22 protein-coding genes are annotated in these 24,138 nt (G+C 61.4%); 14 read left to right on the top strand and 8 right to left on the bottom strand.

Annotated elements, in window-relative coordinates; genetic code table 11:
* Positions 1-8: 8 nt before the first annotated feature.
* From ACRRQW_RS04920 to ACRRQW_RS04985, 14 genes are all read left to right on the top strand, one after another.
* Complete coding sequence (locus ACRRQW_RS04920; RefSeq protein ID WP_438480146.1) at positions 9-890, top strand: DUF2911 domain-containing protein; 882 nt, start codon at positions 9-11, stop codon at positions 888-890.
* A gap of 155 nt (positions 891-1,045) precedes the next feature.
* Positions 1,046-1,678: a DUF2911 domain-containing protein gene (locus ACRRQW_RS04925; RefSeq protein WP_438480147.1), complete on the top strand. Its 633-nt coding sequence runs from the start codon at positions 1,046-1,048 to the stop codon at positions 1,676-1,678.
* Between the two features lie 6 nt (positions 1,679-1,684).
* Positions 1,685-4,207 (top strand): PIG-L family deacetylase, encoded by a 2,523-nt coding sequence (locus ACRRQW_RS04930; RefSeq protein WP_438480148.1) that lies wholly within the window; start codon positions 1,685-1,687, stop codon positions 4,205-4,207.
* A gap of 100 nt (positions 4,208-4,307) precedes the next feature.
* The gene (locus ACRRQW_RS04935; RefSeq protein WP_438480149.1) at positions 4,308-4,457 is read left to right on the top strand and encodes a hypothetical protein; all 150 of its coding nucleotides are present in this window, start codon (positions 4,308-4,310) and stop codon (positions 4,455-4,457) included.
* Positions 4,454-6,169, top strand: a complete 1,716-nt coding sequence (locus ACRRQW_RS04940; protein ID WP_438480150.1) for a sodium:solute symporter — start codon at positions 4,454-4,456, stop codon at positions 6,167-6,169. Before ACRRQW_RS04935 ends, ACRRQW_RS04940 begins: the two co-directional genes overlap by 4 nt.
* A gap of 84 nt (positions 6,170-6,253) precedes the next feature.
* On the top strand, positions 6,254-7,024 hold the full coding sequence (locus ACRRQW_RS04945) for a hypothetical protein (protein WP_438480151.1): 771 nt from the start codon (positions 6,254-6,256) through the stop codon (positions 7,022-7,024).
* Positions 7,002-7,733: a PIG-L family deacetylase gene (locus ACRRQW_RS04950; RefSeq protein WP_438480152.1), complete on the top strand. Its 732-nt coding sequence runs from the start codon at positions 7,002-7,004 to the stop codon at positions 7,731-7,733. The genes ACRRQW_RS04945 and ACRRQW_RS04950 overlap by 23 nt, the downstream gene beginning before the upstream one ends.
* 101 nt (positions 7,734-7,834) lie before the next feature.
* Entirely contained in the window at positions 7,835-8,968 is a 1,134-nt protein-coding gene (bshA, locus tag ACRRQW_RS04955) for an N-acetyl-alpha-D-glucosaminyl L-malate synthase BshA (protein WP_438480153.1), read from the top strand.
* Between the two features lie 211 nt (positions 8,969-9,179).
* Positions 9,180-9,548 (top strand): hypothetical protein, encoded by a 369-nt coding sequence (locus ACRRQW_RS04960; protein ID WP_438480154.1) that lies wholly within the window; start codon positions 9,180-9,182, stop codon positions 9,546-9,548.
* A 128-nt stretch (positions 9,549-9,676) separates the two neighbouring features.
* On the top strand, positions 9,677-11,917 hold the full coding sequence (locus ACRRQW_RS04965; protein WP_438480155.1) for a secretin N-terminal domain-containing protein: 2,241 nt from the start codon (positions 9,677-9,679) through the stop codon (positions 11,915-11,917).
* A gap of 14 nt (positions 11,918-11,931) precedes the next feature.
* Positions 11,932-13,650, top strand: coding sequence for a GspE/PulE family protein (locus tag ACRRQW_RS04970; protein ID WP_438480156.1), 1,719 nt, complete (start codon positions 11,932-11,934; stop codon positions 13,648-13,650).
* A gap of 5 nt (positions 13,651-13,655) precedes the next feature.
* Positions 13,656-14,885 (top strand): type II secretion system F family protein, encoded by a 1,230-nt coding sequence (locus ACRRQW_RS04975; protein ID WP_438480157.1) that lies wholly within the window; start codon positions 13,656-13,658, stop codon positions 14,883-14,885.
* A 106-nt stretch (positions 14,886-14,991) separates the two neighbouring features.
* Positions 14,992-16,677, top strand: coding sequence for a DUF1800 domain-containing protein (locus ACRRQW_RS04980; RefSeq protein ID WP_438480158.1), 1,686 nt, complete (start codon positions 14,992-14,994; stop codon positions 16,675-16,677).
* Positions 16,678-16,682: 5 nt separating this feature from the next.
* Positions 16,683-18,311, top strand: a complete 1,629-nt coding sequence (locus tag ACRRQW_RS04985; RefSeq protein WP_438480159.1) for a DUF1501 domain-containing protein — start codon at positions 16,683-16,685, stop codon at positions 18,309-18,311.
* Between the two features lie 127 nt (positions 18,312-18,438).
* Here ACRRQW_RS04985 and ACRRQW_RS04990 read toward each other — a convergent pair whose 3' ends face one another.
* The 8 genes from ACRRQW_RS04990 to ACRRQW_RS05025 form a co-directional block, all read right to left on the bottom strand.
* Positions 18,439-18,960 (bottom strand): GspMb/PilO family protein, encoded by a 522-nt coding sequence (locus ACRRQW_RS04990; RefSeq protein WP_438480160.1) that lies wholly within the window; start codon positions 18,958-18,960, stop codon positions 18,439-18,441.
* Positions 18,957-20,123 carry a hypothetical protein gene (locus tag ACRRQW_RS04995; RefSeq protein WP_438480161.1) on the bottom strand — a complete coding sequence of 389 codons (1,167 nt, stop codon included), beginning with the start codon at positions 20,121-20,123 and terminating at the stop codon, positions 18,957-18,959. Before ACRRQW_RS04995 ends, ACRRQW_RS04990 begins: the two co-directional genes overlap by 4 nt.
* Entirely contained in the window at positions 20,120-21,214 is a 1,095-nt protein-coding gene (locus ACRRQW_RS05000; RefSeq protein WP_438480162.1) for a hypothetical protein, read from the bottom strand. Before ACRRQW_RS05000 ends, ACRRQW_RS04995 begins: the two co-directional genes overlap by 4 nt.
* Positions 21,215-21,282: 68 nt before the next feature.
* On the bottom strand, positions 21,283-21,951 hold the full coding sequence (locus ACRRQW_RS05005) for a prepilin-type N-terminal cleavage/methylation domain-containing protein (protein ID WP_438480163.1): 669 nt from the start codon (positions 21,949-21,951) through the stop codon (positions 21,283-21,285).
* Positions 21,951-22,538 (bottom strand): type II secretion system protein, encoded by a 588-nt coding sequence (locus ACRRQW_RS05010; protein WP_438482342.1) that lies wholly within the window; start codon positions 22,536-22,538, stop codon positions 21,951-21,953. Before ACRRQW_RS05010 ends, ACRRQW_RS05005 begins: the two co-directional genes overlap by 1 nt.
* Positions 22,538-23,041, bottom strand: a complete 504-nt coding sequence (locus ACRRQW_RS05015) for a pilus assembly FimT family protein (protein WP_438480164.1) — start codon at positions 23,039-23,041, stop codon at positions 22,538-22,540. Before ACRRQW_RS05015 ends, ACRRQW_RS05010 begins: the two co-directional genes overlap by 1 nt.
* Positions 23,041-23,496, bottom strand: a complete 456-nt coding sequence (gene gspG, locus ACRRQW_RS05020) for a type II secretion system major pseudopilin GspG (RefSeq protein WP_438480165.1) — start codon at positions 23,494-23,496, stop codon at positions 23,041-23,043. Before gspG ends, ACRRQW_RS05015 begins: the two co-directional genes overlap by 1 nt.
* Positions 23,493-24,113, bottom strand: a complete 621-nt coding sequence (locus ACRRQW_RS05025) for a hypothetical protein (protein WP_438480166.1) — start codon at positions 24,111-24,113, stop codon at positions 23,493-23,495. Before ACRRQW_RS05025 ends, gspG begins: the two co-directional genes overlap by 4 nt.
* Positions 24,114-24,138 lie beyond the last annotated feature (25 nt).

Raw genomic sequence — 24,138 nt, forward strand, 5'->3', positions numbered from 1 at the left:
GCCTCAATATGAAGACTCCCCTCGTTCGCTCTGCCTTCGCTCTTCTCGCGGCCTCGGTTTTTGCCACCGGCCTGCTCGCCCAAGCTCCCGCCGCACCCAAGCTAGAATTTCCCCAAGCCAGCCCGGCCGGCACCATCAAGCAACGCGTCGGCATCACCGACATTGAGGTCAATTATTCCCGCCCGAGCATGAAGGGCCGCACGATTTTCGGCGGACTCGAAGCGTGGGGCAAAGTCTGGCGCACCGGCGCCAACAGCGCGACAAAGATCACCTTCAGCACGCCCGTAAAATTCGGCGGCAGCGACGTCCCCGCCGGCTCTTACGCGCTGTTCACGATCCCCGAAAAAACCGAGTGGACCGTCATCCTCAACAAAGTCACCGGCCAATGGGGCGCTTACACCTACGACGAGAAAAACGACGTCGTTCGCGTCAAAGCCAAACCCGTCGCCCTCCCGCTCCCGATCGAAACCTTCACGATCACCTTCAATCACCTCAAAGACAGCTCCGCGCTCCTTGAACTCGCGTGGGAAAAGACGCTCGTCCCCGTGAAGATCGAAGTCGACGTCGTCACTTCGCTCGTCCCGCAAATCGAAGCCGCCATGACCGCCGCCGACGTCAAGCCCGGCACCTACGTCCAAGCCGCGATGTTCTACTACGAGAACAACCTCGACCTGAAGAAAGCCGCTTCCTGGATGGACGCCGCCATCGCCGCCCAACCGAAAGCCTACTACCTCGTTTATCGCAAAGCCCTCATCCTCGAAAAACTGGGCGACAAAGCCGGCGCGACCGCCACCGCCCAAGCTTCCCTCAAAGCCGCCAACGAAGATACCGGCGCGATCAAAGACGAATACGTCCGCTTGAACGAAACGCTCCTCACTCGTCTCAAGTAAGCCAGCGCTTCGGCACTGTTACGTTTCCTCTCCTCTCACGGAGCCGCCCGCGTCCAGCGCATCGGCTCCGTTTCGAAACTTCCCGCTGCCCGCCGCGTCATGACCGGCAGCACCCAACGCCTCCCGCGTTGCTCCGCTCGTCACCCACGAATCCCATGCACTCGTCCCGCCTCACGTCCGTTCTTGCCGCCCTCGCGATGCTCGCCGTTTCCGGCCTGCGCGCTCAAACGACCGCCGCCACCCCGCCGACCCCTGCTCCCGCGACGCCTCCGGCCAAGATTGCCAACTCCACCGGCGGCACCACGCCGCATGAGACCACGAGCGCGATCATCGGCGAACGCAAAACCGGCGGCCGCGTCACGGTCACTTACGGTCGTCCGTATTCGAAACACCCGCGCACCGGCGTGCAGCGCAAAGTCTGGGGCGAACTCGTCAAATGGAACGAAGCCAATCGCCTCGGTGCCGACGAAGCCACGCTCCTCCTCACGCAAAAACCGCTCGTCATCGCGGGCACCACGCTTCCCGCCGGCGCTTACACACTCTACATTATCCCGTCCGAAACCGGCGCCACCAAACTCGCCTTCAGCAGCGCGCTCGGCAAATGGGGCGTGCCCGTCGACGAAACCAAGGACGTCGCTCGTTTCGACCTCACGAAATCCTCGCTCGAAACTTCCGTCGACCAACTGACCATCATCGTCGAAAACGACAAATCCACACCCAACACCGGCAAGCTGAAAATCCAGTGGGAAACCACGCAGTTCACCCTCCCGTTCACCGTTCAGATCTAACGCTTCATGTTTTCCCCGTTTCGGCGTCTCGGTCTCGTCTGCCTCGCCACCGTTAGTTTCGCCGGCCTCGCGTTGCGCGCCGCTGAATCCGCGCCGCCCTCGCCCGCCGCGATTCTTCAGCAACTCCGCAGCTTTAACACGACCGGCACCGTGCTGCATGTCGCCGCGCATCCAGACGACGAAAACACCCAACTGATCACCTACCTCGCGCGCGGACGCGGTTACCGCGCCGCCTATCTTTCGCTCACCCGTGGCGACGGAGGGCAAAACGAACTCGGCCGCGACTTCGACGAAAAACTCGGCGTCGCGCGCACGCAGGAATTGATCGCCGCACGCAAACTCGACGGCGGCCGCCAGTTTTTCACGCGCGCCATCGATTTCGGTTTTTCGAAATCTCCCGAGGAAACGCTCGCATTTTGGAATCGCGACCAAGTGCTCGCTGACGTCGTGCGCGTGATTCGCACGTTTCGCCCCGACGTAATTGTCACGCGTTTCCCGATTCCGCCCGGCAGCGGCGGTCACGGCCACCACACTGCGTCGGGCATGCTCGCGGTCGAAGCCTTTAAACTCGCCGGCGATCCCGCCGCGTATCCCGAGCAACTCACCCAAGGTCTCACCGTCTGGCAACCCACGCGCGTCGTCTGGAACGGGTTCGGCGGCAATCGCGGCGGCGGCCTCACCGGTCCGACCGTCACGATGGACATCGGCGGCGAAGATCCGGTCAACGGACAATCCTTCGGCACCATCGCCAACGAAAGTCGCGGCATGCACAAGACGCAGGGCCTCGGCGGATTTTCCGGTCGCGCCGCGAGCGGCCCCAACGTGCAAACCTTCCTCCACTTCGGTGGCACCGTCGCCGAAAAAGACCTGATGGACGGCGTCGACACGACGTGGAATCGCATTCCCGGCGGCGCAGAAATCGCGAAGCTCACCGATGACGCGATCGCGAAATTCAATCCCCAAAAACCCTCCGCGTCCGTGCCTGCCTTGCTCGAAATTCGCACGAAGCTCGCCGCGCTGACGACCGATCCGCTCGTCGCCGACAAACGCACGCAACTCGATCGCATCATCCGCGACAGCCTCGGTCTCGACATCGAAACCACCGTCGAACACGCCGAAGTCGTCGCCGGCGAAACCTTGAAACTCCACTACGCGATGGTGCTCGCGGCGACCGACATCGAAGTGCAACACCTCGCCGTGCGCGTGCCTGCGCTCGAAAAAGTCACCAAGCCCACTGCCGTCCCCACCGACTTGAAACCGGGGAAAGTTTTCACGGGCGACTTTGAAGGCGTGCTCTCCGAAAAAGCCGTGATCACGCAACCTTACTGGCTCCGCGCCGATGGCGCCGCCGGCATTTCAACGGTCGACAATCCGAAACTCATCGGCCTCCCCGAAAATCCGCCCGTGGTCGTCGTCGAACACGTCTTTGGCATCGGCGGCCAGGAATTCGTTTTCCGCGACGATCCAAAAGAAGTCACGCAAGACGACCAAGGCGAACACCAGCGCCGCATCGACGTGATCCCGCCGGTGTCGCTCGCGTTCGGTTCGGAAATTTTTGTCATCGCGCCCGGCAAAACCAAACAGGTCACCGTCGAAGTGTCCGCACAGCGCAACGCGATCAACGGCGCTGTCCGCGTCAGCGCACCGGATGGCTGGAAAGTTTCTCCCACTACGCAAAAATTCCCGCTCGTGCGCGACGGCGAGAAAGCGAGCTTCACGTTTGCAGTCACGGCTCCGGCGAACGCCTCCGCCGGTCGCCTCACGGCATTCGTCGATCTGGATGGCAAAAGCTATTCGAATCAGCGCCAGGAAATCCGCTACGCCCATTTGCCGCTACAACTTTTGCAACCGCCCGCCCGTGCTCGCGTCGCGACGTTCGATCTCGCCATCAAAGACACGCAAGTCGGCTACCTGCCCGGCGCCGGCGACTATGTCGCGGAATGTTTGGAGCAAATGGGCTACACCGTGCGCCGCCTCACCGGCGCGGATCTCACGGCGGAAAAACTCAAGGGCCTCGACGCCGTCGTGATCGGCGTGCGCGCCTTCAACGAGCGCACCGACCTCGCTGTGAATTTTCCCGGCCTCCTCGCTTACGTCGAAACCGGCGGCACCGTCATCGCGCAATACAACCGCCCGAACGGCCTGAACGCCGAGCAACTCGGGCCTTACTCGCTTTCGATTCAAGGCCCCGCGCCACAACTGCGCGTCACGGACGAAAAATCGCCGTTCCAATTCCTCACGCCCGATCACGCGGCATTGAACACGCCGAACAAAATCACGCCCGCCGATTTCGAAGGCTGGGTGCAGGAACGCGGCGCGTATTTCCCGAGCAAGTGGGACGAGGCTCACTACGAAACGGTGCTCGCATTCAACGATCCCGGCGAAGCGCCGCTCACGAGCAGCGTGCTCATCGCAAAACACGGGCAAGGCCGCTACGTTTACACGAGCCTCGCGTTCTTCCGCCAACTGCCCGCCGGCGTGCCTGGCGCGTATCGCCTATTCGCCAATTTGGTTTCACTCGGGAAATGAGCGGTGGATTTTCAAAATTCTATTTGGAGGCGGGGCGATTAGCCCCGCGAGTTTCACGCTGCGAAAACGGTAACCCGCGGGGCTAATGGCCCCACCTCCAATGAACAGAACTCCTTCGACGCAACCTCCCGAATCTGACGCCCCGAACGTCCCCGGCTTTCGCACGTGGCGCGGCGTGTATTGGTTCGTGTTCGCCAGTTTCGTCGCGGTCGTGATCGCGCTCACCGTGTTCTCGCGGATCTACGCATGACGCTGCTCGATTGGATCGTCCTGGTCGGAACGATGGTCGGCATCGCCGCCTACGGCACGTGGCGCACGCGTCACACCGATCACCTCGACACTTACCTGAAGGGCAACCGCAACACGGGTTGGGTGACCATCGGCATCTCCGTCGCGGCGACGCAAGCAAGCGCGATCACGTTCCTTTCCATTCCCGGCCAAGGCTACGAAAGCGGTCTCGGATTCGTGCAAAATTATTTCGGCCTGCCGCTCGCGTTGATCATCGTGTGCGCCGTTTTTCTGCCGATCTACCGCAAGCTCGGCGTTTATACCGCTTACGAATACCTGGGGAATCGTTTCGACAAAAAGACGCGACTGCTCGGCGCGATTTTCTTTTTGATGCAGCGCGGCGTGCAGGCTGGCATCACGATCTACGCGCCCGCGATCATTCTCTCCACCGTGCTGGGCTGGCCGTTGAAATTGCTGATCGTGATCATCGGCGTGGTCGTCGTCGTCTACACGGTCACTGGCGGCAGCGCCGCCGTAAACCTCACACAGAAATGGCAGATGGGCGTCATCTTCGGCGGCATGGTGACGGCGTTTGCGGTGCTCGTGGCGAAGCTGCCGGACAACTCCCTGCACATTGCCGGTGCGCTCGGAAAACTCGAAGCAGTCGACTTTTCATTCAACCCGAACGCGCGCTACACGTTCTGGAGCGGCTTGCTGGGCGGATTATTTTTATCGCTCTCGTATTTCGGCACCGACCAATCGCAGGTGCAGCGCTACATCGGCGGCGCTGCGCTGCGTGAAGGCCGGCTGGGTTTGATGTTCAATGCGCTCCTGAAAATCCCAATGCAGCTTTTCATCCTGCTGCTGGGCGCGTTGGTGTTTGTGTTTTACCAATTTCAGCCGAATCCGCCGGTGTTTTTCAACCGCGTCGAATGGCAGCAAGCGGTCGAAGGCCCACACCGCGCCACCTTTGTCGCGCTCGAACAACGCCACACCGCCGCTCACGTCGATCGCCAACAGAAACTCAACGCGTGGCTCGCCGTGCGCGAAAACGCTGATCCCATCGTCGAACCCGCCGCCCGCGCCGCCATGGTCACCGCGCAAGCCAACGTCGACGCGATTCGCGCCGAAGCAAAAAAAGAGCTCATCGCCGCGAAACCCAGCATCAACACGAAGGATTCCGACTACGTTTTCATCACATTCATTTTGACGCAGCTCCCTTCCGGCGTGGTCGGTCTTTTGATCGCGGTGATGTTCGCCGCCGCCCTCGGCTCGAAAGCCGGCGAACTCAACGCGCTCGGCACGACGACGACGATCGATCTGTGGCGCGCGTGGCGGCCGCTCGCCGTGCACAACGAAGCGCGCAACGTCCGCAACGCGAAAATCTGGACGGCGGCGTGGGGCGCATTCTCGGTGTGCTTTGCGCTCTTTTTCAGTTTCCAGGAAAACCTCATCGAAGGCACCAACATCATCGCGTCACTGTTTTACGGCGTCGTGCTCGGATTGTTTCTCGTCGCGTTCTTTTTCAAGCACGTCCGCGGCCACGCCGTGTTCTGGGCCGCATTGCTCGCCGAGGTTTTGATCTGGGGAATTTTCCTGCTCCGCCACGAAATCCCCAAACTCAATTTCTCCTACCTGTGGTATAACGTCATCGGCTGCTTCGCGTGCGTGATTTTCAGCCTGCTCCTGCAAGCAGTGCTGCCAAAACTGAAAACCACAGATGGACACAAATAGACACAGATTAGCGGGAACCAAACCCGTGAGTGTTCTGCTTGTTTCAATCCGTGTCTATCTGTGTCCATCTGTGGTTAAAATCCGATGAGCGAGTCTCCCGTCATTTGCTTCGGCCAGCAACCGTGCGGGATTTTTCCGCGGCGGTTTCTTTACGCGAAATTCGTCACCGCGCGCAAACTTCAGGCGGAGATCGGTGGCGAAATCGTGTTCTTCTACCACGATAGCGACCATGACTGTCGCGAAACCCAAACCACGGTTCACCACCGCAAGACGGGCGAGGCGGCGACGCTGAACTTCAATTTCGCGAACAAACTCCAACGAAAATTCTCGCCGCTGTATCTGAAACGTGTGTTGCCCGAATGGCAGACGGGCATGACGCGGCAACTCGGCGCTTACGTCGATCCGTGTTGGGTAGATGCTTTCAAGAAAATCACCGCGACCAACGTCGCCGACTTCTGTTTGGAAATGTATCGTGCGATGGGACTGCTCGAAGGCATCCGCGTTGTGCGTTCAAGCGACGCCGCCGTGCGCACCGCCGCGTGTGATGTCAGCGATTATTTTGTCGATGTGCCGCACCAAGGCGAAGTCGTGCGCGCCCGCTTGCTCGATGGCGCTCTGAAGCTCCACGAAGGCGGCGACAGTTACACCACGCTGCCGCCCTGCGACTACACCAAGGCGCAGCTCAGTCCGACGCGCGATAGCCGGTTGCGTTGGATGCAGTCGGTGCTTAACTGCACGCACTACATCGCGGGTGCCGGCGAACAAGCCTACCTCAATCAAGCCGACGCCCCCGAAATCACTTTCGTCAACCGCGACCCAATCGACCGCTCCGATGAAGCCTACACCGACCGCTGACCTCGCTCCGCTTCTCGCGTTTGGCGCGCACCCCGACGACATCGAATTCGGCGTCGGTGGCGTGATCGCCAAGGAAACGCGCGCGGGTCGCCCGGTGCATTTCGTCGTCTGCTCGCGCGGCGAAGCCGGCACGAACGGCACGCCCGCGCAACGCACCACCGAGGCCAAACACGCGGCAAAACTTCTCGGCGCGACGATTGAATTCATCACGCTCGATGGCGACGCGCAACTGGAACTAGAAAATGCCCATGCGCGCACACTCGCCGCGATTATCCGCCGCATAAAACCCTCGCTCGTGCTGGCGCCGACGACCGAGCAAAACCAGCACCCCGATCACTGGCGCCTCGGGATTCTGGTGCGCGACGCCACGCGACTCGCGCGCTACGGCGGGCTCGCTGCGTTGAAAAAACTTTCCGCGCACGCCATCGACCAATTGTTGTTTTATCCCGTCGGGCCGAGCGCTGAACCGACGAACGCGCAACCGATCCTCGTCGACCTCTCCGCTCCGGAAATCATCGCCCAATGGACTGCCGCGATGGAAGCGCACGCATCGCAGCTGAAGACGCGCAATTACGTCGAGTTGCAACTCACCCGGGCCCGCCTGCACGGCTTGAACGTCGGCATCGCTTACGCGCAACCACTGTATCCGAACGATCCGTTACTCGTGGATTCGCTCTCCGCGCTCACGCGCGGCGCGCGCAAGTTTTAGTTTAACCACGAATGGACACGAATCCCAAACAGCTCGTATCCGCTTCTCCTCATTCGTGTCTATTCGTGTCCATGCGTGGCTGAAAATTTTGCCGCCCTTCCATGCCTGAACGTCCGCTCAAGATTGGCATCACCTGCTACCCGACCGTCGGTGGCAGCGGTATCCTCGCGTCGGAACTCGGCGACGAACTCGCGAAGCGCGGCCACGAAATCCACTTTATCAGTTACGAGCAGCCGTTCCGCATGCCGGTCGGGCCGCGCGTGTTTTTTCATCCAGTCATCGTCAACAGTTACGACCTTTTCAAATACCCCGACTACACGCTCCCGCTTTCGGTAAAGATGGCCGAAGTGAGTCGCGACCACGGGCTCGATGTGTTGCACGTGCATTACGCAGTGCCGCACGCGACGGCGGCGTTTCTTGCCTGCTCGATGTTGCCGGTCGACCAACGCCCGCGCGTGGTGACCACATTACACGGCACCGATACGACGCTGCTCGGCAATGATCGCGGCTACGTCCCCGCCATCCGGCACGCGCTCGAACACTCGGATGCGGTGACCACGGTTTCTGAATTTCTCCGCGATGAAACGGTGCGCCTCCTGGGCGTGCAGCGCTCCATCGATGTCATTCACAATTTCTTCGAGCCGCATACGCCGCGCCGCTCGCGCGAGGAAGTGCGCCGCGAACTGGGGGTCGCCGACACGGACGCGATGTTGTTGCACACGTCCAACCTGCGCTCGGCTAAACGTATCGATTTGCTCCTGGAAACGATCGCGCAGTTGCGGCCGTTTGCGGCGTTTAAGCTCGTGATTCTCGCCGGCGAAAGTTTCGCGCGTTACGAAAACGAAGTCCGCCGCCTCGGCATTGCGAGCCACATCATCGTGCGCGAGCGCGTCACGGAAATCGAAGATTACCTGCAAGCCGCCGACCTCGCTCTGTTCACTTCGGAGAATGAAAGTTTCTGCCTGAGCATCCTCGAAGCGATGAGCTTTGGCTGCCCGAGCGTGGCGTTTGCCGTCGGCGGAATTCCGGAAGTCGTGGAGTCCGGCAAAACCGGTCTGCTCGTGCCCTTCGGCGACACCGCCGCGCTCGCCAAGTCGGTGGAAACCCTGATCAACGATCCCGGTCGCCGGGCGCTCCTCGGGCGAAATGCTCAAGAGCGCGCCCGCGGAACGTTTTCCGCCGAGGTCATCGTGCCCCGTTACGAAGCGCTTTATCGGCGCGCGTGCGGCCGTTGAGGGTTTCGGAAACGTGGGCGATCACGAGGCCGATCAACCACGAATCGACCCGAAGGAACACGAATAACGCAGCGATCCAGGTGGCGACGGTTACTTTCCTCTCAGCCATTCGTGTCATTTCGTGTTCATTCGTGGTTGTCTCCTGTTTTTCTGGTTTGAGTGATTTGCAAAATCGTTTCGCCAGCCGCGCGCCGACGCTCATATTGCCTCCGTGCCCGACGAATCCGATCCGCCGCGTAAATATTACGGCCTGAAACCGCGCGAGTTTACCCGCATCAACGAGGTCGTTTCCGCCGAACCCACGAGCGCACCGCCAGGCGACAACGACGTGCATGTCATCCTACGCCAGAACCAGGTCATCGCGCGCGACGCCGGGTTGAACGAAATCGTGATCAAGAAAGTCGTTTCCCGCCGGAAACGCGATTACTGGACGGTCTTGATCGCGGGAAACCTCTGCATCGCAGGCCTGACGGCATTCGTCGGCCTGAATCCGCTGACCGCGATGTTCGGTCTCGCCGGCTGCGTGCTGCTCAGCGTGGGGCTGACGTGGATTATGTGGGTGGTGATGGACAATTATTAACCGCGATCGCGCCAACGGATTCCCCTAGAAAGAAACTTCCCTTTAGTCACGGCGTCACAAGACTGCCTGAGCCTTTGCCGGCCACTCTGGCACCCATTTTCTTTTCGCACCCATCCCCTTCGTTTTTCATGCCAACGATTCGTTCGCGTTTCACTCTTCTGGTCGGACTGCTGACCCTCGCCTCGACCGCCACCCATTTCGCTCAGACTGCCGCCCCGGCGACGCCCCCGACCACGCCCGCGGTTGACCCCACAGCCACCGCCACTCGTCCCGCCCCGCCAAGTCCGCGTCCCGTCAATGCGATCGCTGGGGCAAATTCTTCGGAAATGGTGAATGCTGTTAATTTCGGCTCCGTCGATATCGACGGTGCGTTGCAAATGCTGGAGCGTTGGTCGGGCAAGACCGTCTTTCGCCCCGCTGGATTGCCTGCCGTCTCGTTGGCTTTTTCGATTCCCCGGGTCACCAAAGCCGAGGCCATCCAAGCCCTCGAAACCGTGCTCACGATGAACGGAATCGCCATCACCCCGCTCGGTGACAAATTCCTGAAAGCCACGCCGCTCAACACCGCCCGCACCGAAGCCCCGGAATTCATCGACGGCTCCACGCTCGGCCTGCCCCCCAGCGGCCACATCGCGGCGAAACTCTTCCAGTTAAAATTCCTCCGCGTCTCCGAGTTCGCCCCGCAAATCAGCGGACTCCTCAACCCCGCCGCCGGCAGCGCACCCGTGTTATTCGAGAAATCGAACGCCGCACTGATCACCGACAGCATCAGCAATCTGCAACGCATCGAAATGCTGCTCAACCAAGTTGACCAACCTTCGCTCGGCGGCATGAAGCCGAAGTTCTATAAAGTCCAAAGCACCACCGCCTCGGAACTCGTCGCGAAACTTCAAGGCATCCTTTCGGGCAGCGCCGCGACCTCGCTCGGCACGGCCACTTCGTTCCAAGCCGACGATCGCACCAACCAAATCATTCTCCTCTCCGACGAGCGCCAGCATGAGTTTTTCGATAACTTGATCGAGAAACTCGACACCGCCGGCGAATCGAGCACGCGGCAGGAAGTCATCGCGCTCAAGCACGCCAACGCGACGGAACTGGGCAGCATTTTAACAAGCGTGATTTCCGGCCAAGCCGCCGTGACCCGCACGGGAGCCCAGGGAAATCAGAACCAGGCGGGCATCCGCAACGCCATCGCCGGCTTCATGGCCAACCGCAACAACGCGGGCGGTAACAATAATAACCCCAACCAGCCCGTGGCCATGCAAGCGGCCGCCCTCGCCGGTGGCGCTCAAGGCAACGCCGGTAACAACAATCAAAACCGCCAGGCCAACCGCGCCGCCAATGCGGGCGGCCCCATCTCCGTCACCACGGGCCCGAACGGCAATCTCATCATCAACCAAGGCGGCGGTTCCGCCCCGCAGCAATTCAGCGAGATCCTCACGGTCATCCCCGACGAACGCAGCAACTCCCTTGTCGTCTCCGGCACGGTCGACGACATGCGCCTCATCAAGGATCTCATCCACCAACTCGACGTGCTCCTCGCCCAAGTGCGCATCGAAGTCGTCATCGCCGAAGTCACTCTCAGCGACCAGGCCACCACCGGCATCGACGCGCTCGGCTTAGTGATTCAAAACGACAAGCTCGTCGCCTTTAGCGCCTCCGGCCCGGGCTTTGATACCGGCACGACTCCAGCCACTTTGGTCGATTCCACCACCGGCCTCAAAAGCCTCTCCGGAACGCTCAATTTGAAAAGCACGCCGCGCAAATCGAACATCAACATCCTCTCCGCGCCGAACATCGTCACCTCCCACAACAAACAAGGCTTTCTCTTCGTCGGTGAAGAGCGCCCGATCATCAGCAGCTACGTGACCAACAACGGTAACAACGGCGGCGGCAACGTCACCGGCATCGGCAACACGAGCATCAATTACACGGACATCGGCATCACGCTCACTGTCACGCCGCTCATCGGCCCCGACGGCTCCGTGCAACTTGAAATCGAACAGGAAGTGAAGGACGTGCTCGATAGCGTTTTGATCGACGGCAACTCCCAGCCCGTCATCGGCAGCCGCAAAGCGACTTCCTTCGTCAGCTCCAAGAGCGGAGAAATTGTCGTGCTCGGCGGCATGCAGCGCAAAACCATCTCGCGCACCAGCAGCCGTCTTGGTGGCATCCCGATCATCGGCGATATCCTTGGCAGTCGTCGTCGTGAAAACACGCGCACTGACCTCGTCATTTTCCTGCGGCCTTACGTGCTGACCAACACGCCCGCCGATAACGTCGAGGCCATGCGCCGCCTCGAAACTAGCCCGCAAAAGAAAGACGTCGAGGCCACGCTGCAAGGCGTCCTGCCGGTTAAGTCCAAGTGAACGCGCTTCCGGCGATGACGACTGACCTCTTGCCTGCTGCGCTCCTCGCCCGCCTGCCCGAGGCGACGCAGAAAACGTTACAAGAATCCACGCGCGACCAACGCATGACGCTGCTCGCCGCCGGCCTCGCCGTGAACGACACCGCCGCCCTCGCCGTGCTCGCCGAAAACACCGGCCTGCCCGTCCTCGAAGCGCCGCTCGTCGATCGCGCCTCGCTCGCCATTTTCCCGGCGCGTCTCGCTCACGAATTCCAAGTTGTGCCTGTGCTCGCTCCCGGCGTCGCAAAAAAAGATCCGTCCGAAACCCCAGAAACACCCGCGCCGACTACACCCTTGTTACTCGCGACTTCGTGGCCGGCTGACAGCAGCATCGTCGATTGGATGAACACCTTTACGCCGCGCCCGCTGGTGTGGCACCTCGCGCCCGCCGATCGCGTCCAACAACTCATCAACGACAACTACGGCGTCGGTTCCGGTTCGCTCGACGAAGCCGACCTCGACGACCTCGCGCCGGTAAATACTTCCACCGAACTCGAAGCCGATGCCGACGCCGCCGTCGTGCGCTTCGTCACCGACGTCATCACGCAAGCGATCAACGAGAGCGCGACCGACATCCATTTCGAACCGCAGGAAGGCGAACTCCGCATCCGTTACCGGGTCGACGGCTTGCTCGTCGCCGTGCCGCTGCCGGAAAATCTGCTGCGTTTCCAAGACGCCATTATCTCGCGCCTCAAGATCATGGCGCGCCTCAACATCTCCGAAAAACGCCTCCCGCAAGACGGCCGCATCGACTTCCGCGTCGGCGGTGCCGCGCTCGACATCCGTGTTTCCACGTTCCCGACGATTTACGCCGAGAGCATCAGCCTGCGTCTCCTCAACCAGCGTAAACAGGCCTACACGATGGACGGCATCGGCCTCACCGCCGACGAGCAGGCGCTCATCGTCAAGATCCTCGATTACCCGCACGGCCTGATTCTCGTCACCGGCCCGACCGGCTCCGGCAAATCGACTTCGCTCAACGCCTTTCTCCGCCGCATCAATTCCCCCGAACTGCGCCTCGTCACGATCGAAGATCCGATCGAATACGAAGTCCCCGGCGCGAACCAGATGCAGACGCGCTCGGAAATCGGCCTCACCTTCGCCAGCGCGCTCCGCTCCGTGCTCCGTCAGGATCCCGACGTCATCATGGTCGGCGAAATCCGCGATCTTGAGACAGCCGAGATCGCCATCCGCGCCTCGCTCACCGGTCACTTGGTTTTCTCGACGCTGCACACCAACGACGCCCCCGGCGCGCTCACGCGTCTCACCGACATGGGCGTGGAACCTTTCCTCGTCGCGTCGTCCGTCGAACTCGTCATCGCGCAACGCCTCGTGCGTCGCCTTTGCGTGGCGTGTTCGAAAACCGAACCCATCGACGCCACGCGCCTGCGCGCCGCGCTTGATGTGCTCCATCTCCCGCAAAGCGAAGCCAACAGCGTGCACGAGTTGCACGTCGCCGTCGGTTGCCGCGCGTGCCGCCAAACGGGCTACCGCGGCCGCATCGGTTTGTTTGAAATTCTTCAGCCGAAACCGTTGCACGATCTCATCGTTGCGCGCGAATCCGCCAAAGCGCTCGGCACGCTCGCGCGCTCGCAAGGCATGCGCACGTTGCAGCAATCCGGCTGGGACCGCGTGAAGTCCGGCGCGACGTCGCTCGACGAATTGCTCCGCACGATCAGCACGGGCGAAGAATAAGCGCGATGGCCCGTTTCAATTACACCGCGCGCACTGCCGCCTCCGCGACGCCGAGCAACGGCACCCTCGATGCCGCCAACCGCCGCGCCGCGTTGCAAGCCCTCCGCGTGCGCGGGCTGCATGTGTTGAAACTCGACGAGGAAGGCGCCGCCGCGAATCCCTCCGCCAGTAAAAGTGGCCCGGCCTCGACGAATCTTAAATTCACTTCGAAAGAACGCCTGCCGTTTCTCGAATCACTCGCCGATCTCATCGGCGCGGGCATGTCTGCGGGCGAATCCGTCCGCCTGCTCGCGATGCGCCTGCAGGAACCGAAACTGCGCGGCTTGTGCGCCGCGTTGTGGACGCGCCTCGGCGAGGGCAGCAATCTTTCGCACGCGATGGCCGATCACCCCGATGTGTTCGATCGCCAGACCGTCAACCTCATCGCCGCCGGCGAAGCGACGGGCAATCTCAGCGAAGTGCTCACGCGGCTCATCACGCATTTCAACGAACAGAAAAAACTGCGCAACGAGTTCATCGCCGCGATGGCCTACCCGGCTTTCATCTGCGTGCTCGGTTTTGCAGTCGTGATTTTCCTGCTGTTTTTTCTGATGCCGCGCATTCAGGCGCTGTTGAATTCGCTCGGAGGAAAACTGCCTTTCGCCACGCAAGTGCTCGTGAGCGGTTCGCGCTTCTTGCTGTTTTACGGCCCGCTCATCGTGGGCGTGATCATCGTCGCCACCATCCTGCTGACGCGCTGGCGCAAAACCACGGAAGGTCGCCGCGCCACCGACGGCTGGCTGTTACGCATCCCGATCGTAAAGGAATTTGTGGTGCGTTACGCGGTGCTGAATTTCAGCCACACGCTCGCCGTGCTGCTTGAAAACGGCGTCACCACCGCCGAAGCGCTGCGCCTCACCGAACGCGCGATCAACAACACCATCGTGCAGGAGCAACTCCATGAAGCCACCGATCGCGTCATGGAAGGTTCCAGCCTGAGCGCTTCGCTGATGCGCACGGGTTTGGTGGCCCCACTTTTTCTAGATCGTCTCTCGGTGGGTGAACAAACCGGCAATCTCGTGCCGAGCCTGCGGCAGACCGCGACCTCTTACCAAGCCGAGCTTTCGCGGCGCTTGAGTTACGTGACCAAGTTGTTTTCAGGCATCGCGCTTTTCACAACGTTTAGCTTCGTGGCCTTCCTCGCTTACGCGATCGTCAGCGCCATCTTTGAAGTGACCAACAGCATCCGCCTCTGAGCCGGCCCGTAGGACAATGTCCTACACGATGTAAATCGCGCTTAAAGGCCCCGTTACTCCGGATATTTGTTTGCGCGAGCGTCATACGGAGGCGCACGTTGCGCCTGTGCAAAAGAACCGCCTTATCCCGGGCCTGGTCGTTCTCTTTGCGTTGTGGTGGCCCACCGCCCACGCCGCGATCACTCCGAACACCTCGCTCTCCGCCGATCAACTCGCTTCACGCTTTCTAGGTCAGGCCACTTTCGGGCCCACGCCCGAAGGCATTGCCGAGCTCCGAGGTTTTCTCGGCAACAACTACAGCCTGTGGATTGATCGCGAAGCCGCCAAAGCAGTCACGTCGACCGTCGCGCTTCAGCAAAGCCAAAAGGATTCCGGCGCGATCACCGCGTTCGACAAAACCACGAATCGCCGCGCCCGCACGCAGGTCATGATGACCGCGCCCGACCAACTCCGCCAACGCGTCGCCTACGCGCTCAGCGAAATCCTGGTCATCTCCGACGCCGACACCAACGTCGCGAACGGCCTCGATGGTTCCAGCAGTTACTACGACATGCTCGCACGCAACGCCCTCGGAAATTTCCGCACGCTGATGATGGACGTCACGCGCCATCCGATGATGGGCCGTTACCTCAGCCATTATAAAAACCGCAAAGCCAACACCACTGCCGGCACGCGCCCCGATGAAAATTACGGCCGCGAAGTGATGCAGCTGTTCACCGTCGGTCTCTATCAACTCACCGCCGACGGCAATTACATCGCCGACGGCACCGGTCGCCCGTTGGAAACTTACACGAGTGACGACGTCTCTAATTTCGCGCGCGTCTTCACTGGTTTCACCGACGACAGCGCCAACAACACCGGCACGGGCACCGGTCGGCTCGATTTCCCCAGCGCCGCCGTGAACTATACTGCGCCGATGCGCATGTGGGATTCGCAACACGACTCCGACGCCAAAACGCTGCTGCGTTACAACGGCGCGCGCAAACCCACGCTCCCCGCCGGCCAAACCGGCCTGCAAGACGTGCAAGACGCCATCGATAATCTCATCGAGCACCCGAACACCGCCCCGTTCATCTCGCGCCAGCTCATCCAGCGCCTCGTCACATCAAACCCGAGCGATGCTTACGTGGGACGCGTCGCCGCGGTCTTCATCAACAACGGCGCCGGCACACGCGGCGATCTCCTCGCTGTCGTGAAGGCCATCCTCCTGGACAACGAAGCCCGCGCCACGTCCTTCATCGCTGACCGCGAACACGGCAAACTGCGCGAGCCCTTCCTTCGCATCACGCACCTGTTTCGGGCGTTTCGCTTCACACTCGCGACCGCCACGTCCGCTTACGATTTCGGTGCTTCCGTTTCCGAAAGCACGCTCGGCCAATTTCCGCTCGGCTCGCCCTCGGTGTTCAATTTCTACGCGCCCGATTATGAACCGCCCGGGCCAATCGGAGCCGCGGGTCTCGTCGGGCCGGAATTTCAGATTCTGAATTCCGTCTTCGCGGTCACGACGCCGAACGCACTCTACAACATCACGCAAAACACCGCCGGTCAGTTCCGCATCAGCACCGCCGATCAGGAAGCTCTCGTCGCAACTTCCAATTCCGCGCTCATCGACAACCTCGATACGCTGCTCACGCACGGCACCCTCAGCGCCAATTCCCGCGCCATTATTCTAAAAGCTCTCGACGGCGTGACTGCCTCGATGGTTCCCGGCGGCTCGACGCTCGCGCAAACGCGTGTGCGTCTCGCCATCTACCTGATCGCCTCCTCGGCCGACTACGCCGTCCTCAAATAACCGCCATGAGCGCTTCCGATAAACACCTTTCCCGTCGTCAATTCATCGGCCAGGCCAGCTGCGCCGGCGTCGGCGCCTCCGCGCTATTCTCCACGCTGCTCAGTTTGCGCCTCGCCAACTCGCTCGCCGCGCAGACCGCGACCGGCGACTACAAGGCCCTCGTGTGTCTCTTTCTCGCGGGCGGCAACGATTCGTTCAACATGCTCGTGCCCACCACGAGCGCGGAATACAGCGCTTACGCGGCCGTGCGCGGCAATCTCGCGCTCGCGAAAGACACGCTGCTCCAAATCACGCCGGGCAATCTCAGCGGCCGCACGCTCGGCGTGCACCCGTCGATGACGGAAGTGCGCGACCTCTTCACTTCCGGTAAACTCGCGTTCGTTTCCAACGTGGGCTCGCTCGTCCGCCCGACCACGCTGGCCGACTACAAAGCGAATCGCTACCGCCCGCTCTCGCTCTACTCGCACGCCGACCAGATCAAGCAGTGGCAAACCTGCATGCCCGACCAACGCACCGCCGTCGGCTGGGGCGGCCGCGCGGCCGACATCATCAAGTCGCTCAACGCGCAGAGCCTGGTGTCGATGAACATTTCTCTCTCCGGTCAAAACACGTTCCTCACCGGCCAAAACGCGTTCACCTACACCGTCGGTTCGACGGGCGCGACCGCGTTGACCGGTTACAGCCCGACCGCCGCCAACAATCTCAACGCGCTGCGCACCGCCGCCGTCGACAGCAACCTGGGCGCGGATTACCAAAATCTTTTTGAAAAATCCTTCGCGGGCTCGACGGCTGACGCGGTCGATTCCTACTACGATTTCACCGCCGCCATCAGCGCCGCGAACCTCACGACAACCGTGATTCCCGCAGGTAACTCGCTCGCGGCGAATCTCGCGATGGTATCGCGCATCGCCGCCTCGAACAGTCGCCTCGGCGCACGCCGCCAGGTTTTCTTCGTGCAATACGGCGGTTGGGATCACCACGACGAAGTGATCAATAATCAGGTCAACATGCTCCGCACCGTCAGTCAGGGCCTGAACACGTTCTGGTCGGCACTTGGAGAATTCGGCCTGCAAAACAACGTCACGCTTTTCAGCGCGTCGGATTTCGGTCGCACCCTGACATCGAACGGCAACGGCTCCGATCACGCGTGGGGCGGCAATCACCTCGTCATGGGTGGAGCCGTGCGCGGCGGCAACGTCTACGGCAACCGCGAGCAAGGTTACTATCCCGATTTTCAAAATCTCTCCGCGATCGACACCGGCCAGGGCCGCCTCATCCCCGGCGTGGCCGTCGACGAATACGCGCGTGATCTTCTTTCGTGGTTTGGCATCAGCAGCGGCGACATGAACTATGTGCTCCCCGCATTTAGCAGCCGCTTCGGCGGACGCGAAAGCCTCGGCATCATGAGCGCCGCCACCGCGACTCCGACGACGCCCACCACGCCCACCACGCCTACCACCACTACACCGACAACCAGTGGCGGTTCGAACAGCGGTGGGAGTAGCAGCGGCGGAGGCGGCTCCATGAGCGCCATCACGACCGCCGGCCTAGGTTCACTCTTGCTCCTCAAAAAACTCGCCGACCGAAAAAAGAAAATCGCCGCCGAAGAAGCCGCGGGCAAATCCACGAGCTAGTCAGAAGGTGGGCGTCGGTCTCCGCACCGACGCTTCGACGCATTCGCCGGCCTGTCGCCGGTGCGGAGACCGGCGGGCACCTTCAGCAGCTCGCAGCGGGATCGGCGGTCCTGGTCACAGCATCGCCTCACTTCGCGACCTGCGGGGCGACGATTTGCAAGGTCGCGTCTAACTGGCCGGTGCGGGCTTTGTCGGCCTGCAAGTTGATAAACTCAAGATTCAGATACGGCACTTGCTTGGTGAGTTCGTCGTAGAACGTGAGCAGCGATCCCATCGACACTTTGCGGAAATTCACGCGCACGGTGTGATAATTGAACTGCGTGGACGTCTGGGTTTGCGGCGCGTCGATCGACGGTTGCAACCCGGCTTGCTGCGCCAAGGTGGTGAGCGCGGCGACCAGTTTTGTGGGATCCAGGGTGCGCGCGGGATCGAGGTGCTTGATCGACTCAGCTGTCCGGGCTTCGATGCGGGCCTGGTCGTCCAACCAAAGCTGCTGCGAGACGAGTTGCTTACGGACGGTTTTCCATTCGGTCACGCGCGCGCTGACCCGGTCGGACGCGGCGAACAGCCAGACGACAACCGCAGCAATGATCAACACCGTGACCAGCAGTTGTTCGCGGAGGGTGCGGGTTTGCAGCCAGTGTTTCATTGGGCACCTCCCGTCACGACTGCCGGCGGTTGTGGCGGCGCCGCGGTGAAATCGGCTTTAAAGGCGACTTTCAAAGTAAACGTGGTGACGCCCTCGCGGGTGCGACTCTCGCTGCTGGTGGCACTTTGGATTTCCGCCGTGGAGCGCAGCGCATTTTCAAACGTGCCCACGTCGCCCGCATTGGTCGTTTGCGCTTCGATATCGAGGCCCGATCGACCGTTGTTGGAAGTGCGGCTAAATTGAATCGAGGCAGGCCGGCGATCGTTGACGAAAGTCAGCATTTCAAAATACCGCAGGCGTTTCTGGGTGAGTTCGTCGACGCGATTAACGAGCGCGTTGGCAACATCGAGACGTTGCACGAGCGGTTCGCGCTCCTTGGCGCGAGCATCCTGCATTTTCGTCACCACCATAAATCCAAGCGCACCGAGCTCACACAGCAGCGCCAGCACGGCAGCCGCGCCGCCCGCCAGCATGAGTTTCCAGATGAGCGCACCGCGGCGTTTCTCCTCACGGTGCTTGAGCAAAAATTCGCGCTCGCGCACATCGAGGGCGTCGGCATCGGCTTTGGCCATGGCCGGGCCTTTGATCAGGCTGGCACCGTTCTGTTGTTCAAAGATAAGTCGGTCATCTTCCCAACGCGCCGTCGGAGTCGCCGTGACGTGCAAGACACGTGCATCGCTCACGCCCGCTTTCGCGGCGAGTTCGGCGGCAAATTTTTCAAGGGCGGCGGCGTCCGGCTTTTCGGCGTGGCTGCGCGCCTGCACGTGCGCGGGCCAAGTGGCGTTTTCGGCCCACACGGCGCCGTGGAGCGCATTGCCTTCTTCGACCACGCAGACGCACGGACCCTTGGCCGGCGACGCCCCGCAGAGCACCACGATGGAAGGAACAACCAGGCCGGCACGATCCCAGGCCTTCACTTCTTCAGCGGAAAAACGTCGGCGGTGCGCGGCATACACGAGCGCTTGCGTGCGGTCGGGCGACACACAGCAACCCCAGTAAAGTTGCGCGGGCGGGAACGGGGCCGAGCCATCGAGGGCGAGCTGCGCCTGGTCAGCCGCGGGCAATTCCGGAGCAAGCGGCACGAGCCGGAGAAAGAAACGATCGGACGGCACAAAGAGCGCGGCGGCCGGGGAAGGAGCGGATAATGCGGACAAAAAACTCATCGGGAGGTAGGAGCCGTGTTAGGGGCGGGATCGGGTGTGGTCACAGCGTCGGGCAAACTGGTTTCGGTGAGTTCGAGTATGGTGAACGGATATTGGATGGTGTTGCCAGCGGTATTTGTCCCCTGGCGCGCCGCCGTGGTGGGAGACGCCGGCGCCTGCTCGCCGGTTGCAGCGGGTTCGGGGGCGTTTTCACTTTCCATGGGCGGCGGCAGTTTTACCTGCCCTTTGCGCGCCACCAGCGCCGACAGCTTGAATTGCGCCGCCCCTTGCTGGACGACGACATTCACGCGCAGGCAGAGGATTTCGGTGCCGAGGTTGCGGCTCTCGGCGTTGCCGACCTGGGTGCGCGCTTCGTCCAACGTGCGCAGATACGGCGGCGTGTTCACCGCGCTCTTCGGAGCCGTGCGGTGCCGGGTTAAACTATCCACCTGCGTCTCGTCCCAACCGGAGGCCATGAGCACAGCGGCAGATGCGGCGTTCAGGTTGCTCGTCTCGAAATCATAGAGCGATACGCTTTGCACAAACGCGTCCCACAACGGCGTGCGGCGACCTTCCTTGTCGTAGAAAAAATCCTTCGCGACGACAATGTCCGCGAGTTCATCGAACGAGCGCAACGAGCGCTGCGGCGGAATGTGCGAAAGCTCGTCCTGCAAATACACCGTGGCACTCGTCGCAGATTCGCCGGCGATGTGCTCTTTGTGCATCCACACCATCATCGCATCGGCGACGCGCTCGGCATCCGCGTCGGCCAAACCAAGCTCGCTCAACAACAGCGTGAGCGAATCGAGGTTCATGCGCGGCAGCGAAAGCTTCGCGCTTTCGTCCTCGAACGTGACCGCGATTTGCAGGCCTTCGCGCGGCGTGTAATTCGCATAAGTCAGCGGATCGCCCCACCCTTGCTCTGGCGCAAACAACCCTTGGTCGACCGCGCGAAAATCTTCCAGCACGGCGAGCGTGGTTTCCAGCGCCGAGCGCGCATCGCCACGCAAACGGTCGCGGTCGGCCACGCGCATCGCGATCAGGAGATCGGTGCTGCTGAGTTCGATCATTCGCGCCAACATCATCGACGCGAACGCGATGATGATCAGCACCACTACGACAACGGAAGCGCGCCGCGACTCTCTCCCTCGACTAAAAATTGTCATCGCTCGCTTCATGCTCAGTAGGCCGGCACGCCTTCGCCGGACAGCAATGGAATATCGACCACCTCCGTGATGTCTTGGTTGCCGCGTTGGAAACGCAGCTTAATCCGGCGCGGCGGAGTGAGGGCGGTCGCGGTTTTCTTAAGACCAGTTTCCACCGTCCACGTATTGCGGTCGGCGTCGTAGTAATCATAGGAGATTTCGGTGACGAAAGACGACAGCGTCGCCACGCGAAAATCCGCCGTGTCAAAATCCTCCTCCAGCCGAGACTTGTAGTAAATCACGAGGCCGGCTTCGCGTTCCCAGCCGATCGCACATTGCACTTCTGGCAACGGCGAACCGGGCCACGAAAACAAGCGGTCGCCGTTCGGCAGGTCGAAGGTCATCAGGTCGACGTTGCCGCCGCGCGGCACTTTAATTTCACCGGGGATCAAACCGCCTTGGGTCAAGCCGCTTGCTCGCGCACTGTTGGCCGACGCTTCAAACATCTCGCCGATGTGCCGGCTGACCGCGCGCGTGTGCTGCGTGAAAGTGAACCGCTCCCGATCCTTCGCCCACGATTCCGCGATGGAAAAAACAAACTGGTTAATCGCCAGCAACAGCGCCGCCAGCATCACCAGTGAAACGAGCACTTCCACGAGCGAGAAACCGCGAGCACGAACCGGAAACTGTGAGCGAAGCTTCATCAGAATTTTCGCTCCGCGAGTTTGCTCCGGGCGTCGCTTCGCAGCGTTTCCCGATCGACCGCCAGCGACCACGTCGGTCGCAAAAGCCGGAACGTTTCCGTTACCGTGAGCCGATCCTTGCCGCGCCCCAAATCGAGTTCGGCCTCTAGCGTAACCTGAAACAAATCCGCCACGGTCGTCGGCTCGACGGTTGCCTGCCAGCGGCCACGACCATCGTCCGGCAGCTTGATGTCGTTCCAGCGTTCAATGTTTTCCAGCAACGGCTCGGCATACAGCGCTTCGCGAATCAGGCGAACCGCCGCGCCATTCTCGTCGCGACGCAGCGCGGTATTCTGCGCGTTCAGCACGTTCACAAATGCGCCCACGAGCACCATCGAGGCTAGGGCGAAAATCGCCAACGCCACGAGCACCTCCACCAAGCTGAAGGCTCTCGCCTTCTCAAAATTGGAGGCGGGGCGATCAGCCCCGCGAAGTCTGAGCTGCGCTGCCGATAACCCGCGGGGCTGATGGCCCCGCCTCCAAACGAACCGAGGAAAACCCCGAGGCGTAGGATTCATTGCCAATGGTCGAAAAAAATTCATCTGCATCAACGCCGGGCTTCGGCCGGGAGCGCGGTTAATGCCGTGCACGTCCACGGATCGATCGCCGTAATGCGGCTGGTTTTATTTTGCACGATCTCCACGCGAAACGGATCGCACGTGCCATCGGGGTGAAAGCGCACCAGCGGGATCGACGCCTCGACGACGCGGCCGCCGATGAGCATCGCGGAAACGCGCGCCGGTGGCAGCAGCCGTAAAATATCTTCGCCGGACAACGTGCTGTTCCCTTTTCCCCAATCGAGCACGCGGCTTTTTTCGTCGTAGCGCAATTCGAGGATTTCGCCCGAAGCGACGGACTCGCGGCGCGCCGTGGCGATCGCGGAGAGGGTTTTTTGCTCCACGCTTTCGTTCTCGGATTGGCGGAACATCGTCGCGCCCGTGCCGACGACGAGACCCGCGACGAGCCCGAACAATGCCAGCACCATGACCAGCTCCAGCACCGTAAAGGCTGAAGAACGATGCAGGCCCCGGTTGGAGCTGCCGGCGAACATTACCAGTTGCCGATGTCGTCGGCCGTGTCGGCGAGTTTATCGGCGCCCTTGGAAAACACATCGTAGCCGCTGGTATTTTTCACGCCCGGGCTGCGGTATTGATAAGGCTCGCCGTAGGGATCGAGCGGGATTTTTCCGCCCGTGGCTTCGAGATAAGGACCGCGCCAGCGATCCGCCACACTCGAGGGCGCGGTGATCAACGCGGCCAGTCCTTCACTCGTGGAAGGCACGCTGCCCAAATCGATGCGGTAACGCGTAAGCGGCAGGCTGACGGAGTCCTTCACGAAAATTTTGGCGACGTCCTCCTGGCTACGAGTGAACGTGTTGCCGACCTTGGAAACGATGAGGCCGAGGATCAGGCCAATGATGGCGAGCACGACCACCATTTCGAGAATGGAGAAACCAGCGCTGGCCTTGCGCGATTGACGGAGGGGAAAAGAGCGGAGCGTCTTCATGGTTGGGAATTGGGCGTAGCGGGTTTGACCGTGGCTTGGTTGGTCGCCGGGGCGGGCTGCTGCACCTGCTGCGCACGAAGGGCGCGGCGGCGGCGAATTTCATCGATCATGGATTTAGCCTCAGGCGGAAGATTGTTAAACGCTTTTTGCGCATCGGCACCGCCCGGGCCAGGGACGCCCTGAGCGTTCGCTACGCGCACTTCGCCCTGAACTCCGCCACCCGGAGGCGGCGGCATGCCCTGCGGCGGCGGGAGCGGTGCCGCCTGCACCAAGGCGACTCGCGCTTGCTTGAAGGTCAGCGTCTGCGGTTTTCCAGAAACCGTGATTTGCACCCGGTTCGCCGCAACGTCGTAGGAACCGACCGCGATACCGCCCGCCTCGCCTTGCACGGGAATCCACTGCGATTTCTGCGTGGACGAGTTGAAGACATTGATGAGCGTGATGTCGTCTTCCTTCACGATGCCGCGGAACTCGTATTCGCCCGCCTGCTGCTGCACCACCTGCGGAGGCTGACCAAACGGGGAGTTATTCGTCAGCGACGGCCAGTCTGCGGCGAGGCCAACCGCCTGCACACTGGCAAGCAAGGCAAGCACTCGGAGGGAAGCGGAATTTTTCATGACAGGGGCCGGGAAGAGTCGCCAG

The organism is Oleiharenicola lentus (genome assembly GCF_051660365.1).
GTDB classification, from domain to species: Bacteria; Verrucomicrobiota; Verrucomicrobiia; order Opitutales; family Opitutaceae; genus Lacunisphaera; species Lacunisphaera lenta_A.

Excerpts from the sequence above, each read along its gene's own strand:
- ACRRQW_RS04930 (WP_438480148.1), top strand. The coding sequence starts at position 1,685 with ATGTTTTCCCCGTTTCGGCGTCTCGGTCTCGTCTGCCTCGCCACCGTT.
- ACRRQW_RS04990 (WP_438480160.1), bottom strand. The coding sequence starts at position 18,960 with ATGAAACACTGGCTGCAAACCCGCACCCTCCGCGAACAACTGCTGGTC.
- ACRRQW_RS04945 (WP_438480151.1), top strand. The coding sequence starts at position 6,254 with ATGAGCGAGTCTCCCGTCATTTGCTTCGGCCAGCAACCGTGCGGGATT.
- ACRRQW_RS04965 (WP_438480155.1), top strand. The coding sequence starts at position 9,677 with ATGCCAACGATTCGTTCGCGTTTCACTCTTCTGGTCGGACTGCTGACC.
- ACRRQW_RS04950 (WP_438480152.1), top strand. The coding sequence starts at position 7,002 with ATGAAGCCTACACCGACCGCTGACCTCGCTCCGCTTCTCGCGTTTGGC.
- ACRRQW_RS05010 (WP_438482342.1), bottom strand. The coding sequence starts at position 22,538 with ATGCAGATGAATTTTTTTCGACCATTGGCAATGAATCCTACGCCTCGG.
- ACRRQW_RS04970 (WP_438480156.1), top strand. The coding sequence starts at position 11,932 with ATGACGACTGACCTCTTGCCTGCTGCGCTCCTCGCCCGCCTGCCCGAG.
- ACRRQW_RS05005 (WP_438480163.1), bottom strand. The coding sequence starts at position 21,951 with ATGAAGCTTCGCTCACAGTTTCCGGTTCGTGCTCGCGGTTTCTCGCTC.
- ACRRQW_RS04995 (WP_438480161.1), bottom strand. The coding sequence starts at position 20,123 with ATGAGTTTTTTGTCCGCATTATCCGCTCCTTCCCCGGCCGCCGCGCTC.
- ACRRQW_RS05025 (WP_438480166.1), bottom strand. The coding sequence starts at position 24,113 with ATGAAAAATTCCGCTTCCCTCCGAGTGCTTGCCTTGCTTGCCAGTGTG.
- ACRRQW_RS04935 (WP_438480149.1), top strand. The coding sequence starts at position 4,308 with ATGAACAGAACTCCTTCGACGCAACCTCCCGAATCTGACGCCCCGAAC.
- bshA (WP_438480153.1), top strand. The coding sequence starts at position 7,835 with ATGCCTGAACGTCCGCTCAAGATTGGCATCACCTGCTACCCGACCGTC.
- ACRRQW_RS04940 (WP_438480150.1), top strand. The coding sequence starts at position 4,454 with ATGACGCTGCTCGATTGGATCGTCCTGGTCGGAACGATGGTCGGCATC.
- ACRRQW_RS04920 (WP_438480146.1), top strand. The coding sequence starts at position 9 with ATGAAGACTCCCCTCGTTCGCTCTGCCTTCGCTCTTCTCGCGGCCTCG.
- ACRRQW_RS04975 (WP_438480157.1), top strand. The coding sequence starts at position 13,656 with ATGGCCCGTTTCAATTACACCGCGCGCACTGCCGCCTCCGCGACGCCG.
- gspG (WP_438480165.1), bottom strand. The coding sequence starts at position 23,496 with ATGAAGACGCTCCGCTCTTTTCCCCTCCGTCAATCGCGCAAGGCCAGC.
- ACRRQW_RS04925 (WP_438480147.1), top strand. The coding sequence starts at position 1,046 with ATGCACTCGTCCCGCCTCACGTCCGTTCTTGCCGCCCTCGCGATGCTC.
- ACRRQW_RS04985 (WP_438480159.1), top strand. The coding sequence starts at position 16,683 with ATGAGCGCTTCCGATAAACACCTTTCCCGTCGTCAATTCATCGGCCAG.
- ACRRQW_RS05015 (WP_438480164.1), bottom strand. The coding sequence starts at position 23,041 with ATGTTCGCCGGCAGCTCCAACCGGGGCCTGCATCGTTCTTCAGCCTTT.